Source organism: Prosthecochloris sp., assembly GCA_015482705.2.
In the GTDB taxonomy this organism is placed as follows: Bacteria; Bacteroidota; Chlorobiia; order Chlorobiales; family Chlorobiaceae; genus Prosthecochloris.
Map to the genome: position 1 here is coordinate 26,903 of JADMLA020000046.1, position 18,655 is coordinate 45,557.

General features: G+C 49.9%; 11 protein-coding genes. 8 read left to right on the top strand and 3 right to left on the bottom strand.

What is annotated here, in order from left to right:
- The first annotated feature begins 31 nt into the window (after window positions 1–31).
- From QZ209_RS12525 to QZ209_RS12550, 6 genes are all read left to right on the top strand, one after another.
- Window positions 32–2,140: a TonB-dependent receptor gene (locus QZ209_RS12525; RefSeq protein ID WP_294348601.1), complete on the top strand. Its 2,109-nt coding sequence runs from the start codon at window positions 32–34 to the stop codon at window positions 2,138–2,140.
- Between the two features lie 398 nt (window positions 2,141–2,538).
- A complete protein-coding gene (locus QZ209_RS12530; RefSeq protein WP_294348603.1) occupies window positions 2,539–4,587 on the top strand; it encodes a TonB-dependent receptor in 2,049 nt (682 codons plus the stop codon).
- Window positions 4,588–4,689: 102 nt separating this feature from the next.
- Window positions 4,690–5,571, top strand: coding sequence for an ATP-binding cassette domain-containing protein (locus tag QZ209_RS12535; protein WP_294348606.1), 882 nt, complete (start codon window positions 4,690–4,692; stop codon window positions 5,569–5,571).
- Window positions 5,568–8,942: a hypothetical protein gene (locus QZ209_RS12540; protein ID WP_294348608.1), complete on the top strand. Its 3,375-nt coding sequence runs from the start codon at window positions 5,568–5,570 to the stop codon at window positions 8,940–8,942. The genes QZ209_RS12535 and QZ209_RS12540 overlap by 4 nt, the downstream gene beginning before the upstream one ends.
- 262 nt (window positions 8,943–9,204) lie before the next feature.
- Window positions 9,205–9,390, top strand: coding sequence for a TonB-dependent receptor (locus tag QZ209_RS12545; RefSeq protein ID WP_294348610.1), 186 nt, complete (start codon window positions 9,205–9,207; stop codon window positions 9,388–9,390).
- Window positions 9,391–9,465: 75 nt separating this feature from the next.
- Window positions 9,466–9,669, top strand: coding sequence for a hypothetical protein (locus QZ209_RS12550; RefSeq protein ID WP_294348613.1), 204 nt, complete (start codon window positions 9,466–9,468; stop codon window positions 9,667–9,669).
- 358 nt (window positions 9,670–10,027) lie between these two features.
- On the opposite strand, the gene QZ209_RS12555 is transcribed toward QZ209_RS12550, so the two are convergent.
- The 3 genes from QZ209_RS12555 to QZ209_RS12565 all read right to left on the bottom strand — a co-directional run bounded on the left by QZ209_RS12555 (window position 10,028) and on the right by QZ209_RS12565 (window position 15,124).
- Entirely contained in the window at window positions 10,028–11,314 is a 1,287-nt protein-coding gene (locus QZ209_RS12555) for an MFS transporter (protein WP_294348616.1), read from the bottom strand.
- A gap of 51 nt (window positions 11,315–11,365) precedes the next feature.
- Window positions 11,366–13,537 carry a TonB-dependent receptor gene (locus QZ209_RS12560; RefSeq protein WP_294348619.1) on the bottom strand — a complete coding sequence of 724 codons (2,172 nt, stop codon included), beginning with the start codon at window positions 13,535–13,537 and terminating at the stop codon, window positions 11,366–11,368.
- A 537-nt stretch (window positions 13,538–14,074) separates the two neighbouring features.
- Window positions 14,075–15,124 carry an AraC family transcriptional regulator gene (locus tag QZ209_RS12565; RefSeq protein WP_294348621.1) on the bottom strand — a complete coding sequence of 350 codons (1,050 nt, stop codon included), beginning with the start codon at window positions 15,122–15,124 and terminating at the stop codon, window positions 14,075–14,077.
- 550 nt (window positions 15,125–15,674) lie between these two features.
- On the opposite strand from QZ209_RS12565, the gene QZ209_RS12570 reads away from it, so the two are divergent.
- A complete protein-coding gene (locus tag QZ209_RS12570; RefSeq protein ID WP_294348624.1) occupies window positions 15,675–17,459 on the top strand; it encodes an ABC transporter ATP-binding protein in 1,785 nt (594 codons plus the stop codon).
- Between the two features lie 3 nt (window positions 17,460–17,462).
- Window positions 17,463–18,655 (top strand): ABC transporter ATP-binding protein (locus QZ209_RS12575; RefSeq protein WP_294348628.1); only part of this gene is annotated, 1,193 nt, incomplete at its 3' end.

Here is an 18,655-nt window from a genome sequence, read left to right on the forward strand (position 1 = left end):
ATACTTGAACTAAATAAATAAGCCGGTAGTGATGAAACCCAAACCCTACACAATAATCAGGATATGTGCAGTGGCGTTTGCTTTCAACGCATTGAGAACGTTGCCTGCCATTGCCGAAACGACGCTCTTCCAATCAGCCGAAGTAGTCGTAACTGCCAATAAACTGGAGGAGGACATCAAGGATGTGCCGCAGAGCATAACAGTGATTGATGAGACCTTGATCGAAGAAAAGGGAATGAAGGGTGTTGGGGATATTATCACGAACACTCCCGGCATGAATCTGGAAACGTATGGCAGCCCTGCCAGAGTACAGGTCAATATTCGTGGTCTGAATACCTCCGTTTTTACCAACAACAATCCGGTTGTTATTTATGTTGACGGGCTTCCTTACAGTAATTCAAATGGTTTTGATATATCTCTTGTCAATATCGAGCGCATTGAAGTCCTACGGGGCCCGCAGGGGACGCTTTACGGCAAAGATGCCATTGGGGGCGTGATCAACGTCGTGACGAAGGAGCCCACGAACGAGTGGTCGGGCAAAGCCGGCGCCGAATATGGTAGCTTTAACCACAGGGAGTTCAAGTTCAATACGAACGGTGCGCTTAAGAATGATGTGCTTTATTTCGGTTTGAATGGGCAATACCGTGCGGATGATGGCTGGCAAACCAATAGTTTTCCCGGAAATGAAAAGGATGCCGACAAGCTTGAAGATGGACGTTGGAGTACCTATCTGCTTTTTAAGCCAACAGAAGAATTCAGTGCCAAATTCACCTATTCCAAAGACTATATCGATGCCTACGGACAGAATGGTTACGGGATCATCGGAGGTTCCTTTTCGGACTTCAACGCCGACGATGCTGAAGATGTGATCACAGAATTTGAAACCAGGGAGGAGCTGAAAGTCAATTCACAAGCCCTGCAACTGGCATACGATTTCGGGGATTTCACGGTCACTTCAGTGACGACTCGCAGGTATCAGGAGCTGGAAGGTATCTATGATGGTGAAGGGGGCAACGATCCGATTGCAGTCGATGCTTATCAGTTCGACAATTCTGAAAGCGAAGCCTGGACACAGGAGCTTACGCTTAAGAGTAATATCAGCGACGGATTGAGGTATGTTGCCGGGATATACCTGGACATGAGTGAATTCAAACGAGGCCCATACGGTCAGGATTTTCCTTTTTTAAGCGTATTTGGCTTTGCCGAGAGAGGAAATTCGGTGTCCGAGACCGATGAAGAAACAGCCGCTATTTTCGGGCAGATTATCTATCCGGTGACAGGCCGATTGGACGTGACCCTGGGTGGACGTTACCAGTGTATCAAAAAGGATATTGATCTGGAATTCTTCGAAGATTATGTTCTCGATAATACGATTGATGGAGGAAAAGAGTGGTCAGAGTTTTTGCCAAGGGTGGCTCTCAATTATACGCTCAACGACAACTGGAGCACCTATTTCAGCTATTCCAAGGGCTACATGCCGGGTGGTTTCAATTTCTATGCCGACGAGGGCGACCTCGATGACAATGCTTTCGAGCCTCAGATATCCACCAACTACGAGATTGGACTCAAGGCGCAGACCGGGAAGATGACACTCGGGGCAGCCTTTTTCTACATGGATATCAAAGACATCCATGTTTTCAAAGCGAATGAAAGCTTTCAATTCTTTGCTGACAATGCCGAGAAAGCCCATTCCATGGGAGTTGAACTCGAAGCGGCTTACCGGTTGACCGACGCGTTTCAGTTGGATGCATCAGTCGGTTTTGTTGAGGCGGAATACGATGACTATGATGCAGGCGGTGGAGTTAAGTATGATGGGGAGAGAATTCAACAAACTCCCGAATATACCCTGAATCTCGGAGCGGCCTACTACCATCCCAATGGCTTTTACGGTCGTGCTGATGTGAATATGACAGGTGAGACCGCGTTCTTTAGCAGTAACGAGGGCTTTGTTAGGCGTGATGCCTATACCACGGTTGACGCACGCATCGGTTACATGCAAGATCGCTGGGAAGTCTATGCGTATGGAAAAAACCTTTCCGATGAAAGATACATTACTGGATATCGGGCTGGTGGTCCTCTTGCCGTCGCGTCGTTCAACGATCCGAGAACATTCGGGATCGGTGCTCGTTATAGTTTCTAATAATCGTGCTCGGCTCAGTTTGACGGGTTTGCTTTGCGGGCGCCTTGCACCCGCAAAGCAAACCACAACCGTTGGGAGAGTAGTGGATGAGGGCAAGACGGAAAGTATGAGCATTGATTGGGTGCCTTTACCGGAGTGTTCATAGGCTACCGAGATGTTCTCGGAAGCAAGTTTGTTAACTCCTGAATTGAGCGATTGTCGAGCATACTACAGATGCAAGGCACAGGGAATGCCGCTGTATCCCGGCAAGTCGGGACGCTCAGTTTAGGTGCAAATATCTTTCAAACAACAGGGTAGTTGATATGCCCATAAATTAACTGGAGGAAAAGAAAGTGCGTTTTGGAAAAATAATTGTGTTTGCCTTTTGTATAGGCTCTGTCTATTCCTTTGTGCCGACTATGTCATGGTGCAGTGAGGAAGAGTCAGGTGACACGATGGAAATGCCGGAAATGATCGTGACCGCCAATAAAATCGAGGAGGATGTTCAGGACGTTCCCCAAAGTATCACGGTCATCGACGATGAAGTCCTTAAGGAAAAGGAGATCAAAGATGTTGCCGGCATCATCAGTGAGATCCCCAATATGAATTATACTTCTAGCTATGCCGGTCAAGTGAACTTCAGGGGCTTGAGCACCTCGTTGTTAACCAGCAACAACCCTGTGGTCATTTATATTGACGGGGTACCCTCTACCAATCAGTACGGTTATGACGCTTCGCTGGTCAATGCCGAACGGGTCGAGGTTCTGCGTGGCCCTCAGGGTACGCTTTACGGAAAGGATGCCATCGGCGGGGTTATCAAGGTGGTTACCAAAGAGCCGGAAAACGAATGGTATGGAAGTATCGGCGCCGGATACGGCAGCTACAACGACATGGAGGGCTCTCTTAATGTCAGTGGCTCCCTTATTGAGGACAAGCTCTATCTCGGGCTGAACGGTCGCTATCAGCAAGATGACGGCTGGATCACAAACGACTACACAGGTGACGATGAATTCAACAAGAGCAGCCTCTACAATCTGGGGAGCTACCTGCTGTATACGCCGACCGACAGGTTCACCGCCAAGCTCACCCTGTCAAACGATTACTCCGAAATATATGGGATCACAGGCTACGGTCTGCCTAGCGGAACAAGAGCCAGTGAGTTCGACCGGGACGATGCCGAGCACAGTTCTTTCGATGAAGACTTTGTTGAAGAGACCGAAGCGATGGCGCAGAGTCTTCATCTGAAGTATGAGTTCGATTCGGTGACCCTGACTTCAACGACCACCCATAGAGATGTTGAAACTGACGGTATCAACGATCGCGATGCCCAGGCAAATACCAGTTATGACGGGCTTATCGGCTTTAGCGCAACCGACTCTGAAACCTGGACCGAGGAACTGAGGTTATCGAGCAATAATACGGAGGGCGTACGTTGGGTTACCGGTGCATATTTTGATATCGAGGATATAAAGAAAGGCCCCGATGGAATACAGATGTCTTTCTCCGGAAATGACTACGAAATGAGTTATCGATCCAAAACTGAAAGTGAGACCCAGGCCTTGTTCGGGCAGATAATGATTCCCTTTCTCGACAGCTTTGAATTGACTCTCGGGGCACGTTATCAGCGGATCGACAAAGAAATGGACCTGGATACCTACTATGGACTGGTCGGGGCCGGCAGTGATCTCATCTACTCCATCCAGCCCGATGAGACCTGGGACGTCTTCTTGCCCAAGGTTGCGCTCTCATACAAACTGAATGACACCTGGATCACTTACGCTTCCGTGGCGAAGGGTTATATGCCCGGCGGTTTCAACTTTTATGCCTCCTCTGGTTCAGAGGAAGACATCAGCTTTGGACCGGAGCAGTCGATCAACTACGAAATTGGGGCCAAGGCGGAGTTTGCCCGTGCACGTCTTGCCGCCGCTGTCTTTTATATGGATATCGATGGTATCCAAATCAGTAAATACGACAATGAGATTGATATGTGGGTGACAGATAACGCCGGCGGCGCTTACTCTCTGGGCGCGGAGCTGGAGTTGACCTATTTTCTGACCGATTCCATCGAATTGACCGCAGCACTCGGCATCATCGAGGCAGAATACGACGACTACGATACCGGTACTGTTGATTACGACGGTGAATCGATCTCTGGAACTCCATCGCATACGGCGCGGATCGGTCTCGCCTACTACCACCCCAATGGGATTTACGCCCGTGGGGATGTCAGGAGTCAGGGTGAGGTTCCCTATTATGACAGTTCCAACAATGAGTTCGACGAGCTGGATAGCTACATCACCGCTGATGTCAAGGTCGGTTATCGCTTCAATGGGTATGATATTTACGCCTACTGTAACAACCTGACCGATGAAGAATATATCACATCATTCCAAACGGCCAGTATGAAGGCGGTCGTATCCTACGGCGATCCGCGAGCTTTCGGTATTGGGGCCTGTTATAACTTCTGATCTTACTAACCAGCACGACTGAACCAGGTTTACCACCACAACGAAACATGAAAGGTATTTACTCCAGGAAACAAGAACAAAATTATGATAACGAGAACTCCCATGACTGAAGGCTTAAAAGTAACCGGTCTGAACAAGACCTATTCAAACGGTGTGCGTGCATTAGATGGTGTTGATCTTGAGGTGCAGCCAGGGCTTTATGGCTTACTCGGCCCAAACGGCGCAGGCAAAAGTACCCTGATGAGAACCCTTGCCACATTACAGCAACCCGATAGCGGCAACATTACACTTGACGGCATCGATGTGTTGGCTGAAGCGGATCGGCTGCGCAGTCAACTTGGCTATCTGCCACAGCAGATTGGTGCCTACCCCGGTGTTTCCGGGCGAAGCCTGATGGAGCGATTTGCCTGGTTAAAAGGCTATACTGATCGGAAAAAGCGTGCAAATGAGGTGGCGTGTTTACTCGAACGCGTCAATCTAAGCGATGCTTCTCAAAGGGCAGTGGCAGAGTATTCCGGAGGTATGTTACGCCGTTTTGGTATTGCTCTGGCATTGATCGGTTCTCCACGCTTGTTGATCGTCGATGAGCCCACTGCAGGATTGGATCCAACGGAGCGAAATCGCTTTCATCGTGTGTTAGCGGATGTTGCACATGAAGCTGTTGTTCTGCTCTCAACCCATATTGTCGAGGATGTGGAAAACCTGTGTGGTCGACTTTCTATTTTGACAGATGGAAAAATCGTCGCTACAGGCTCACCGGAGGAGCTCATCGAGCCCTTGCAGGATCGTCTGTGGTCTAGTGTCATTGCCAGAGATCAGGAACCGCCCGGTGATGCACTGCGTATTTTGGCACACCCAAACGGTCTGCGCGTTATTATGCAAAGTGATCAGGCACCGCAAGGGGATTATGTGGCCCATCAGCCCAGCCTTGAAGATGCCTACCATATAGCGCTAAAAACATCTGGAAAGGAGATTGACGTATGAACCATGCTGTTTACTGGGCGGAATTTCGCCATGAAATTCGTGCGGGTTTACGAGGTCCTTTGCTCCCTATCGCTGCAGTCGTCTTTACGCTGTATGTCATAGTCGTACTGACCAATGGCAATATGCTGCGCGGTTTTGGTGCTACGCGTAATTCGGCGGCAATAATGTATCAATTTGCCACATTTTTGTCCGTATATCTGTTTTTTGTTTGGGCGTGGATTTATGCTCAGGTAGTGGTACGCGACCGCAATGTACGTCTGGATGAAAATGTGCTGAGTTCGCCTATCAGTTTACCTAAGCTACTGTTTGCACGCTATCTCGGTGCTTCCGTTGTGGCGTTCTTACTTGGTGCAGTTGTGCCGCTCAGCTTTTTTCTGATGCCAATACCTGCCTGGCTGGGACTGTTTCCTCCAACAGCTATCGGTGATGCACCAGTATTGCCGGTGCTATTAATTCTCCTGCTATTCCTGCTGCCAGCTGTTCTGGGTATAGGTGCCTTGTTTGTCAGTAGTGCGCTGTGGACGCGTTCGACGGCAGGCCCTTTTGTGGTTGCCGCATTCCTGATGCTGATCTGGATGGTTGGTCTTCTCGTCTTTCGCATAAGTGATATCAGCGATACCCTTGCATCTGTGCTTGATCCAACGATGTTTAATGAGGTTGACCGCCAGATCAGTGGTTTGACCCCGAATGAAAAGAACGATTTCCTCCTGGATGTGACATCGCTCTATCTGCTGAACCGCCTGTTGTGGTTTGTGTTGCCAGTGGGGCTGTTACTGTTTGTATTACGCCGCTTAAACCGTGATGACTTGCTCCTTGACAACAGTAAAAAAACGGTTCGTGATACTACTGCTAGACAGGCCTTGTCAGCCGTACAAACAACTGCACCTGTGACTATCAACGGCAAACCGTCGTGGCTGCGTGCACTGTTTAGCGAAGCACTCTGGCATTTACGGCTCTCTTTGCAAAACAGGGGTCAGCTATTGGCATTGGGAGTAATATTACTCATGGGAGTGTTTAGCTCAGTTATGAAGGTACTGTATAACGGTCAAGGACCCATGGTACCGTATGTAGAGCATTTACTATCGATCAGAGGCTTTTTCTATCTGTTTACCCTGCTTGCCGTGGCGGGGTTTGTCGGTGCCTCGATGCGCCGTGATCAGCGTAGTGGCTTTGAAGAGATGTTTGATGCTACACCCGCACCGCTTGGTACGCGTGTGCTGGCACGGATCTTGAACGCTTTTTTATTGACGATGGCTATCGGCTTGTTTCCAACACTCACGGTATGGATTGTCATGGCTATCGGCGGGATGTCTATTGCCTGGTGGGAGCCGCTGGCATTCCAAATGCTCGTGTTTACACCCGCTTTGCTGGAGATAGCAGCACTGGCTGTATTGAGCCACAGCCTGATCCGCAACCCGGGGGCCGCGTACGGGGTCTCAATGATGCTTGCCTTCATCGCGTTTATGAATCAGGAGCTGCTTCTGGTCTCTTATCCACCAGCCCAGATCGGTAAAGCTGTATCCTTGTCGTTTTCATCCCTCAGTGGTTGGCACCCCTGGCTCGCCAGCGTGATCAGTACCGATCTATTGAAGCTTGGTATCGCTTTGGTCATTGTGGCTTTGGCTTGGCTTGTCTGGCTTCGTGGGGTGGATTTTGGTTTTGCAATGCGCTGGCGTATTGCGCGTTCTCGTATCCCTAGTGTTGCTCCTTTGGCTATTGCCGGTTTATTGTTGATTACACTACCTGGTGTAGTGCTGTATCAAAAACTGGTGGTTCACGGTGAGTATCAGTCATTAAAAGAGGAGATAGCTAAAGCTGCTGCTTGGGAAAAGCAGTGGTGGAATAAAGGCGGTGCCTATTCACTGGATGGTGGCGAAGTCCATGTTCAACTCAATCCATCCATGCGAACGCTGGAAGCGCAGTGGACATTAAATAATGTCCAAAGTGCCAATAATCTTTTACACGGCAGTCTGCCGCATGGTGTTCGCATTAGTTCTGCCATGGTTGAAGATGAGAACGTAGTCCCTGATACGGCGTATGATCATTTCATCTTACCGCTGGAGGGCTGCCCGGTTGAAGGATGCGATGTGCAATTGACCTTGACGGCCAAGCTGCAGGATTGGTCGGCGGATGATGTGCAGTCTTGGCTGCTCCCCTCAGGTGTCTGGCTACGCGCCGCTGATGTTTTACCGACATTGGGGCTCGATCCGGATTGCCGCCTGCATATACCTGCCGAGAGAGCGCAGTTTGGTCTACCTAAGCTGGAGGGCAACCTGCCGCGCCATGCCATGCAAGCCGCCGAGGCCGTCGCGCCGGCGGGATCCTGGCATTGGCGTGTAGAGATCGAGGGTGGTGGAGCTTCTACACAGACCTCCGGCGCACTGAACGGTCCGTTGGATTTTGCCATGGTCTGGTTGCCTGACGCACCGGAACAGACGACGCAAAATGGCATTCAGGCCTGGCATGGGCACGAATACCGGCAAGCCGCTGAAGATATCCTTGAAGACCTGAAGCTCATGACGCAACACGTCGGCGATCTGCTGGGGCAGGTGCCTGATGTGCGTTATGTTGTCCAGGCGCCGCGCGAACTAGGGGAAATAGCACAGTTTGGTGAGCTGCTCTGGTTGCCCGAAAACCTTGGTTGGGATCTTGCCAGCGAAGGTCCTGGACGCAAACGTCGGCGTGCGGCTATAGCTTCGGCTCTTAGTCGGCATCTACTGCTTCAGGCTACTGATCTGCGTACCGAAAAGGGTGCGCAGTGGTTGCTCTCCGGGGTATCGGGTTGGGTCGGTATGGAATGCCTTAGACACAGTGATGGGAAGAAGGCCTGGATCGCTGAGCTAAACTGGCAGGCGCAAGACCTCTCCAAAGCAATGGGTGAAAGGCGGGAAGTACCGGTTGGTCAGGTAGCTGATGCTGGCGAAGCCGACTGGGTCAAGCTTTATACAACACTAAGTACACTGAATTGGGCAGCAAGTCAAGGTACTGAACAAACTGTTGTTGTAATCAAAGCACTGCTAAATCGACTTCAAAATAACGAACCTTTGCCTGAGGCGTTGGCAGCACTGGCGGGACAACAAACTGCCGAGCGTTTATTAGGTATGCCTATGGTCTCAGATATTGCAGTACACGTAGATGATAAACAGCAAGTGCAGATAAAAGCCAAACGTTGGCAATGGAATGACAATGGTTGGGAATTGATAGAAGAACCAAAAGAAGTTTTACAGATAGTAGGAGAGCAGACACAGATACTTGATCTGCAAGAGTCCTTGGAGATAAATACTATGCAGGATTTTATCGTACTCGATCGCTGGCCAAGCGTCGAGCGAACACCCAAAGATAATGTTTGGAGACATACGGCTAAACCATAGTGGAGTCTGTACGATAAAATGTGTAAACGGACCTTCGGGATCGGCACTCGCTACAACTTTTAATATCGTCAGCTTAGTTTGATGGGTTTGCTGTGCGGGCGCCTTGCGCCCGCACAGCAAACCACAACCGTTGGGACAGTAGTGAACGAGGGCAAAACGGAAAGTATGAGCATTGATTGGGCACCTTTACCGGAGTGTTCATAGGCAACGAGATGTTCTCGGGAGCAAGTTTGCCAACTCCTCAATTGAGCGATTGTCGAGCATGCCACAGATGCAAAGCACAGGGAAAGCCGCTGTTTTCTACATCGATTACGAAGACCAGCAGGTTTTACAGCTTATAGGTGCCGGTCAGACCATTACCAAAAATGCTGCGAAGTCAACTTCCAAAGGCTTTGAGATAGAGCTGGCAGCGAAACCGGTCCAGGGGCTCGAGCTGATAGCCAACTAAGGTTATACGGGCGCTGCTTTCGACGAATATCGCGATCCGGCAGCCGGCACGGTCTATGAGGATAATAAGGTTTTGATGGTTCCCGAGCATGATTATCTGCTCGCAGCTCGATACAGGTATGTACTGAATCCGTCCCTGACGCTTTTCAGTCGTGTCGAGTTGCACGGCGTAGGGGAGATATACTGGGATTATGCGAACAGTGAGAAGCAGGGCTCCTATGAGTTGGTCAACGCACGTGTCGTGCCGAGTTCGAACATTTCGATGTGTATTTCTGGGTGAAGAACCTGTTCGAGCAGGAGTACGAAGCGATAGCGTTTGAATTTCCGGTGTTGGGCTGGGTAGCTCAGCCCGGTGATCCCAGAACGATGGGTTTCACCTTGAACGGCAGGTTCTGACGGGCTCTTCTATTCTATTAATTATCGTGAGCGCCTTGAGTACGAGGCGGACGGAGTGCAGATGCCTGGCGCACATCGAGTACATGAGGATTTCGAGCCCCGACCAACGAAGTTTCAAGGCGAGTAACAAATCAATTGAGGTGACCTGAAAAAGTCGGGGGTGAAACAATGTCGTGCTCATCTGGTCTCGAAGACGTCATACATGGGATCGGGGTTTGTGTTTGCCTCCGAGACTCTCGTCATCATTGCCGTCCGTGACGGTGCTCGCGATGGATGAGAAGCGAATGTGAAGGATCGGATTTGTCTGTACGCCTCCGGAGCTGTTCTGTGACAACGGTACCGGCAAGTATGAGGATACCAAGTGTTGTATAGAGCGTGACGAATCCCCATCGGTCGCCGACAGCGCCGAACACCGGAGAAAATGTCAATGGAATAATTATGAACAAGCTGCTGAGGGCGGCAAAACCGGTGCCTGCCTGTTTTCCAGCGCTTACGCTCATTATTTGAGTGTAAGCCCAGACATGGATGCTGCCCGTCAAGATATTATCCAGAGAAAGAATGACTGCCGCTTGTTCGAGCCCGATCTTCTTTTCGACGGCGCACAGCAGGGTATATGCTGTAAGCATCAGGGCAGTGATGCTGAAGAGACGCAGGAAACTTTTTTCCCCGATCCTCTGGAGCAGCCACCCGCTGAAAATGGTTCCGGCAAGGCCTGCCGGGTATGCCCACTGCATCATGATGGCTCCCAGAACCCGTGAGTCGAGGCCGAGATCGGTAAAAAGGGGCATGCGCATTTGAAAACTGTTAAAAACAAAAGCTGTCGGAAGGATGAGTATCGGCAGCAATCTCAGGACCGACGGGGTTTTCAGAAAGGAAAAGGTGCCCATGGTTTCATCGTTCCTGATAGTTGCATCCTCAGTTACGGGCGGCAGCTCCCGATGAAGTACGGCCGGGAGACTCAATAACAACACGGTGCAGGATAGAATGAAGCAGACATTCTGCCAGCCGAGCGAGGTGTGCAGAAAAAGCATGAGCCCGCCACCGAGCATCATACCGGCGAAACGGGCGCCTGACTGGATCGTGTTGCCCCACGCTCGTTCATGGGGATACAGGATATCGGTGGCGTAGCCGTCAACGGCAATATCGTTGGTTGCCATAACGATATGGAGCAGCAAAACCAGCAGGTACATCATGTTGAAATGTGTCTCGGGAGGTGTTTGAGAAAGACACAAAAGAATCACTGCGGCCAACCACTGCAAGGGAACTATCCAGGACCGTCGCCGGCCGATGGAGAGGATGTACAAACGGTCGATCCAGGATGCGTACAGGAATTTGAAGGCCCAGGGAAGATGCAGGAGAAAGAGTGCGCCGATGCTTTTGAGCGACATGTTTTGCTGGCGCATTATGACCGGCAGACTGCCGAATACATAGCCCAGTGACAGTGTCTGACACATATACATGGAGATGAGGAGCCCTGCCTTGGCTGCTGTTGGGTGGCGTAGCGGTTGAGACATGGAAAAAAAATTCATGGTCACGTTAATGGGTTACTTCATTCTAAGCAGAACAGTGGTTCGGAACGTTCAGAGGCGGTAGTTCAGCGATATTCCGGCAGTAAGCGGTTCGCCGTCTTCGGCAATACCCTTCGCTACATTTTCGAAGAGCACGTAATGCCGGTCCAGAAGGTTTTTTGCCCATACATAAAAGTCCAGGTGATCGCTTTCCATGCCGAGTTTGAGGTTGAGCAGTTCATAGGAGGAATCTTTGACGGTGTTGGCGTCGTCGAAATAGCGGGTTCCCACGCCGGAGAGTTCTATGCGGCTGAACAGATCCCATTGTGCACAAAGCGGTCTTCGGTACTGCAAAGCTACGTGGAACGTATGGTCGGGTACACCGAAGACGTTGTTTCCTTCATAATCACAGCCGGTAACCGGATCGCTGTAGCTGTCGTATTCGGCTTCGATCCAACTGAACGAAGTGCTCATGTCCAGCCCCGGCAAGAGAACGGCTTGTGCTTCGATTTCAAAACCAAGCCGATGGGAAGCGCCGGCATTGCTTATATACGGCTGATTCGTGTCGGCGTCGAACTGGGCGATCTGTTCATCTTCTATATCGGTATAGAATCCGGCGAGATTAAGGATAAGGCGTCTGTTAAAAAACCTGGTTTTAGCACCGATTTCGTAAAGCCAGCTCTGCTCTTCGTCATAGGTTCCCCTGTCTCCAAAAACATTGAATCCACCACTTCGATAACCTCCGGCAAAGGTGGCATAGAGCATGCGCTCATCGTTACAATGCCACGCAAGGCTGGTTTTGGGAGACAGAGCACTGAAGTCGTTATCCAGTGTTGGTGCGATGGTTGTCGTAGTGATCCCTCCCTCCGGCGTGTCGAGGAGGGTAGCGTCCATTTCCGCACGTTCATATTCGTAGCGGAGTCCAACGGTAAGGTCGAGCTTTTCAAGAAGTGGATATGTTGCCTGGCCGAATACCGCCATCCCCTCGTTGCTGCTTTTTGTGGCTTTTAACCGTGAACCTGTACCCGGCTGAAATGGATTGGCCGGGTTTTGGGCCATTGCCGGGCGGTAGCAGGTGGTTGCCTTGTTTTCGCTGTCGGCATGAAAATAGGATAGTCCCGTAAGCCATTGTAATGAATGATCCTGCTTCGGTGAAGCAAGCCGTACTTCTTGCGAAAAGGTTTTTTCGCCCATGACGTATCTCATTCGTGTCATGTCCAGCGGACTGAAATCGGTATCGATCATCTCGTCATTGTCGTAATCACGGTATCCAGTAATGGAGGTAAGACGTCCGAATTCCATATCATGAGTCACGTTCAGTGAAGATCCCCAGTAACTGTTTTCCGATCTTCCTTCGAAATCGTGGGAGTAATGGTACTTCCTGTCCGCAGCGAACATGCCTTTTTTGACGAAAGCGTTTCTTTCCGTTCTGCGAAATACAAAAACGCCATCATCGTGCTGCTGACCGTCAATACCGAGCGTGATATCCCATTTGGTGTTCGGCAGGTATCGCAGTTGCAGCCTGCCGGATTGTCCATCCGTATACCGTCCGTCCTTGCCTGTGCCGTAATCGTTTTCAATGTAGCCGTCACTGGCCGAGACGAGTCCGGCTATACCGAGGAATAACGTGTTCGCGATAAGAGGTGTACGCAGGTATCCCTTTATTTCCCGAGTATCATAGTCTTCGAGCGAGCCGGCGAGGCATACAGCTGTTTCGTTATCGGGCTTTCTTGTATAAATATTGATGACACCACCCATGGTGTTTCGCCCGTAAAGGGTTCCCTGGGGGCCGCGCAGGATTTCGATGCGTTCCACATCGAAGAGTGGAAAATCAAACATATAGGATTTGGAATAGTTGACCCCGTCGACGTAGTAACCGATAGCAGGTTCAGCATTGTGAAGGCTTTTGATGCCCCGCATGAAGGTCAGGCTGTGCCGGCGGCTGCCGAAATTGTAAAATTCAAGGTTCGGTACGTTATCAGAGAGACTTTCCATATCGGTGATGCGCGCATCTTCAATAGCTATATCGTCCAGCACGGTGATGCTATTGGGTATATCCTGTACATCCTGTGACTGCTTTTGAGCGGTTACCGTGATTGGGCCAAGCTGGTGCAGGATCGATGCTTCTGGATTGTCTGTTGCTCGAGATACATGGTACGGCGACAAACCGATAGTGATGACGAGGCAAATCATGAGGGTTCTTTTCAGAACCTTATCATTGTTTTTTCTGCAGAAAACATTCATTGGGAACTACCTCCATACGCTTGTGGCACTCAATGCCTTGACCGGCTTTGAGTCGTGCCTGTTTTATGGTATTTATTTTTAATTAATCTTGTTAATCATAAGCTGTCTCGACTCAAATCTTTGCTCCTGGAAGCCCGTTTTTTGCTCCCGCTCGCCTGAAATTCGCAAGCAGCATCTTTTAGGACCCGTTTTTGAAAGTTTTCGCAATGAAGGAGCAGGATTGTTTTTTCTTGTTCAGCTGATACGGTAATACGTAGGACTGTGCCGGAATGGTATTGTTGCCGAGAAGTCAATCTGAAAGGGCGCAATGATTGTTTGCTTTTTCCTGAAGGAGAGGAGGGAGAAAAGGATGAGGAAGAGGTTGTCTCATTAGTCCTACAATGAATCTTTCTGTAGTCATCCTCGGGGTTGACCCGGGGGTTCATCTTCCAAAGAAAGTCAGTATGGATGCCGCATCAAGTGCGGCACGACTCTCTATCGGAAACGTATGCATGGTGATCGATAGTCGTGAAGCAGTTCTTTTGAGACAGCCTCGAGTTATTTGTTCAGGGACAGTTGCCGGTGGTGTCTCGGGAGGATGCCGAACCTCTTTTTAAAAGCTTTGGTGAACTGACTGACATTTTCATAACCGACTGACCAGGCAACCTGACTGACGTTCATGTCGGCTTTTCCCAAAAGAAAAAGAGCTTTTTGCATCTTGTGCTCACGCAGATGGCCGAAGACGCTGTTTCCAAAAAGATCGTGGAATCCGGCTTGCAGTTTGTTTCGGTTCAGGCAGAACCGGTTTTCGAGATCACGGAGGGAGGGGGGAGCTGATAGATCCCGTATGAGCCATTCCCTTGCGGCCCGGATACGTTCTTTTTCGTTAAGGCTCAGACCGTTCCTGGAATGGCATTTCTCATTTTCAGTCATCAGGTGACCCAACCGCAGGGTGAGCAGTTCCAGGGCCTTGCATTCCAGAAAAAGCTTTTTCGGCAGTCCCTGAAATCCGTCATTGAAAATGTCCAGCGCGATAGACCAAGTCAAAGGAGCTATAACGCCTTTCGACAGATAACAGTCATCGGAATGTTCGGTTAGAACATTCCGGAACGTTGGGGGCATGGCGTCGAGATCGTCACAAACCATTTCGTACAGCCGTTTTGGCGAGATGTGAATATGCATGACTTGTATCGGCTGGCTTCCCGAGATTTCTACAATGCCTTTCCTGTCCGGAAAAAAACCGATACCGGAAAGACCGCTGCTTCCTTCGATGCGCTCTGTGCCGTTACCGTGTAACCTGTGTTTGAGGCAGCCGCTTAGAATAAAGCCGAAGTCGATGAGGGATGGTTTTTTATGGTAGCTGATCGTCATGTTGCGATCGGGAGGACCTGTCAGGAGGCTGATCCAAAAATCGGAATGCAGTTCTATCTGTTGTAAATCCCAGTCCGTATAATGCTTGGTGTGGGTTCTTTTTCGGTAAAATGTCTCCCTGAGATAAAGCTGTTTGTTTTCCTTATGGGTAGTGTTCGATATATGAGGCTTTCCGTTACCTTGATGCTTGTTTGCATGCTTGGTTCGTTGGATACGCTGTCTTTTGTACTCCGGCATAATTATTTGGTAAAGAAGATGTTCTTCTTGTATGGTTATATCTTATATATACAAAGTATGCATTACGGACAGGTTATTGAAAAGCAAGACGATTTTTAGTGTAGTGAGATGCCTGCTTGCATGACGCTTCCAAGTCCATGGGATTGTCTGTCGGTCTGGAGATACTATGTTAAAAAAAAGAGTAATGTCTTTCTATCGGCTATCTTGGATGAATGATCGTTGATATTTCTGAAGATTGTCAGACATGGCGAAGATGATAATAACCGGGTGTTGGAGGTTCGGAAAAAATCGGACTGGTGATAGCTTTTGAGAATTTTATTTATTTTTATTTTGTCTAAATAAAAATGTTGTTATATTTGAATCAACACTGGTTGTGTTACTACCATTGTTGATTCTCCTTGCTAAAGCCTCTCTGTATGTGCCGCAGAGAGGCTTTTTTATAAGCTCTTCAGACTTCGAATGTTTTTTGTTTGTCGGTTGCATGTTGAAACAGAGGTGATTGTCGATAGTTGGTTGTGTGAGATATGAAAACGTTTTATGGAAATAGTATATGAAGGTTGTTTTTCAGCTTGCCGAGAGTAAACGAACGCAGATCATCGTATCGGTTGTACTCGCTGCACTCAGTTCGATCCTTTTGATCGTTCCCTATGCGTTGATATACTACATCGTGCAGTACTATCTGCAAGAGGGAGAGGGAGCCGTCGCAGAGCCTGTTGCGGGTATTGTCGGATGGGCGCTCTTTGCCATACTGCTCCACTATGTGTTGCGTGTCTCGGCGTTCGTCTTCAGCCATATCGCGGCCTTCGATCTTTTGTATCATATTCGCTCCCGCCTGGCCGGACATCTCGGTAAACTGCCTATGGGGTACTGGAACAGGAAAAATTCAGGAGCGGTTCGCAAGGTGATTCAGGAAGATGTCGAGGCGATAGAAAATTTTATCGCACATCATGTGCCTGATTTCGTATCCGGTCTTGTGCTGCCGGCGGTAACCCTGGTATTTCTCTACGTGGTTGACTGGCGGCTGGCTCTTGCCGCAACCGTACCGCTACCTTTCGGGCTGGTTCTGGTTTATACCTCCATGGGTGGTTTCGGTCTGATCGGAAAAAGGTCGGAGATCATGGAGCGCTATCATACGGCTCTGGAAGAAATGCATTCACGCACGGTCGAGTACGTTCAGGGGATGCCGGTGATCAAGGTTTTCAATCTGACGGTCGATTCGTTCAATCGCCTCAGAGATTCGGTGACCCTTTACGGTATGCTGGTGACCAGATGGTCGAAGATCATGACGCCCTTCTGGGCTGGTTTCACCTCGATCGTTCTCGGTGGCGGCGTGTTCATCCTTCCGGTTGCTATTGTACTGTTACAGCAGGGGGAGGTGGATATTCCCACGATCATCCTTTTTCTGCTTCTGGGTACCGGCTGCCTGGTCGGCCTGGTGAATTTCGTCACCATGGCTTCCAAAGTGATGATGATTACCGAAGGGGCAAAGAGAATTCAGGCAATGCTTCAGGAGGAACCGCTTGTTGAACCCGATACTCCTGCCCGACCGTCGGGCCATGATATCGTGGTGGATAACATCACGTTTCGATACTCTCCCGATGCAGAGCCGGCGCTGAGTGATATCAGTCTCGACATTGAAGAGGGGAAGTTCGTGGCGCTGGTCGGTCCGAGCGGTGCCGGCAAGACTACACTGGTGCATCTTCTTGCGCGGATGTGGGAGGTGTCGGACGGCGAAATACGTATAGGCGGCAAGTCCCTTGCCGAACTTGGGTCACGGGGTGTGAACGATGCTGTTGGCATGGTGTTTCAGGATGTTCAGATGCTGACTGCGACCGTGAGGGAGAATATCTGCATGGGTCGGCAGGATGTTTCGCAAGAAGCGCTCGAGAAGGCGGCAAGAGCCGGTGCATGCCACGATTTCATCGAAGCGCTTCCCCGTGGATATGACACGGTTATCGGTGAGGGTGGAGAGGTTCATCTCTCGGGAGGGGAAAAGCAGCGTATCGCTCTGGCGAGGGTTATTCTGAAAAACCCGCCGATCGTGCTGCTCGACGAGGCGACGTCATATGCCGATGCGGAAAACGAGAGCCGTATGCAGCATGCATTTTCTTCTCTGATGCAGGGGCGTACCGTTGTCGTCATCGCACATCGCTTGTCGACGATCATGCATGCCGATGAGATCGTTGTTGTAGATAAGGGGCGCATTGTTCAGCGGGGAACGCACGATCAGCTAATCGGTGATGATCGCGGGGTCTACTGCCGGATGTGGAACGCTCGCCGTAAAGCTCATGACTGGCGGTTTCAGGAAATGGAAAAAGAGACGAAAGGAGTGTGACGGATGAACACGGAGCAGGTAAAAAAATGGAGTTTGTTCAGGGAACAGCCTCGTGCGCTCCTCAGCATTTTTGTAGGGAATTTTATCAGCAACCTTCCCCGCGGCATGTTTACCGGCGGTCTCTATGTGATCATTATGTACCTGTCGGTACCGCTACTAATGAACGTCAATATCGATTTTCGGAGCCTGTGGTATTTTTCGGGCTTATACGCTATTGTTTTTCTAATATATTTTCTGCTTTCGTTGTGGGGGCAGACGAACAGTTTCGTGCAGTCATATAAAATCTCGACGGCGTTGCGCCTCAAGCTGGGTGAGAAACTGCGGAAGTTGCCTTTGGGATTTTTCAAGGCGAAGGACCCGGGCGATGTCACGTCACGTATTCTTCATGATGTCACCAAGGCTGAAAACACCCTTTCCCATCAGATCCCCGATATCGTTTCCGCGATGGTCGTACCGTTTCTGCTTGGCGGGTTCCTGTTTTTTATCGATGCTTCTCTTTTCGGGGTCATCTTCGGAACCATAGCCGTGGCATCGGTGTTTCTCCTGATTGCCTCACGAATCGTGTCGCGTCTGGGTGAGCAGCATGTCGCCTCGATTACGTCCACGTCTTCCCGGTTGCTTGAATATGCCCGTACACTCAGGCTGCTCAAGGCGTACGATATGACAGGCGAGCACTTCGATTCCCTGAAGCTGTCGATGCTCGAGTTGAAGAAGCAGAGCTTTCGCGTAGAAGTGTTTACAGGAATCCCCGTACAGGTTTTTCTCATGATCCTCGATCTGGGATATCTCCTGATGCTTTTAGTGGGAGCCTGGATGATTCCCAACGGTGGACTTGGTGTCGTAAACTACCTTACCTTTGCCATCCTCGGGTACTATTTTTTCGCTCCTGTCAAGAATTTGGGGATCATGCTTGTGGAACTCCGCTATGCTATGGTTTCGACGGCTCGTATAGAAGAGGTTTTTTCCACTGAGGAGCTTCCGGAAGAGGCGGGTAGAATGCCTTTGCAGGCCGGTGATATCGAGTTCAGAAACGTTCATTTTCGTTATCTCGATACTCCCGTTCTGCAAGGAGTCAGTTGTGTGATTCCCACCAGGAAAATGACCGCACTCGTGGGGCCTTCCGGATCAGGAAAAACCACGATGGTGAATCTTATTTCCCGTTTCTGGGATGTTGACGAAGGAGAGATTCTTTTCGG

What these genes read in the sequence shown, in the direction of transcription:
- QZ209_RS12530 (WP_294348603.1), top strand. Translation starts at nt 2,539, where the DNA reads ATGTCATGGTGCAGTGAGGAAGAGTCAGGTGACACGATGGAAATGCCG.
- QZ209_RS12525 (WP_294348601.1), top strand. Translation starts at nt 32, where the DNA reads ATGAAACCCAAACCCTACACAATAATCAGGATATGTGCAGTGGCGTTT.
- QZ209_RS12570 (WP_294348624.1), top strand. Translation starts at nt 15,675, where the DNA reads ATGAAGGTTGTTTTTCAGCTTGCCGAGAGTAAACGAACGCAGATCATC.
- QZ209_RS12545 (WP_294348610.1), top strand. Translation starts at nt 9,205, where the DNA reads ATGCCACAGATGCAAAGCACAGGGAAAGCCGCTGTTTTCTACATCGAT.
- QZ209_RS12535 (WP_294348606.1), top strand. Translation starts at nt 4,690, where the DNA reads ATGACTGAAGGCTTAAAAGTAACCGGTCTGAACAAGACCTATTCAAAC.
- QZ209_RS12555 (WP_294348616.1), bottom strand. Translation starts at nt 11,314, where the DNA reads ATGAATTTTTTTTCCATGTCTCAACCGCTACGCCACCCAACAGCAGCC.
- QZ209_RS12560 (WP_294348619.1), bottom strand. Translation starts at nt 13,537, where the DNA reads ATGAATGTTTTCTGCAGAAAAAACAATGATAAGGTTCTGAAAAGAACC.
- QZ209_RS12540 (WP_294348608.1), top strand. Translation starts at nt 5,568, where the DNA reads ATGAACCATGCTGTTTACTGGGCGGAATTTCGCCATGAAATTCGTGCG.
- QZ209_RS12550 (WP_294348613.1), top strand. Translation starts at nt 9,466, where the DNA reads ATGGTTCCCGAGCATGATTATCTGCTCGCAGCTCGATACAGGTATGTA.
- QZ209_RS12565 (WP_294348621.1), bottom strand. Translation starts at nt 15,124, where the DNA reads ATGCCGGAGTACAAAAGACAGCGTATCCAACGAACCAAGCATGCAAAC.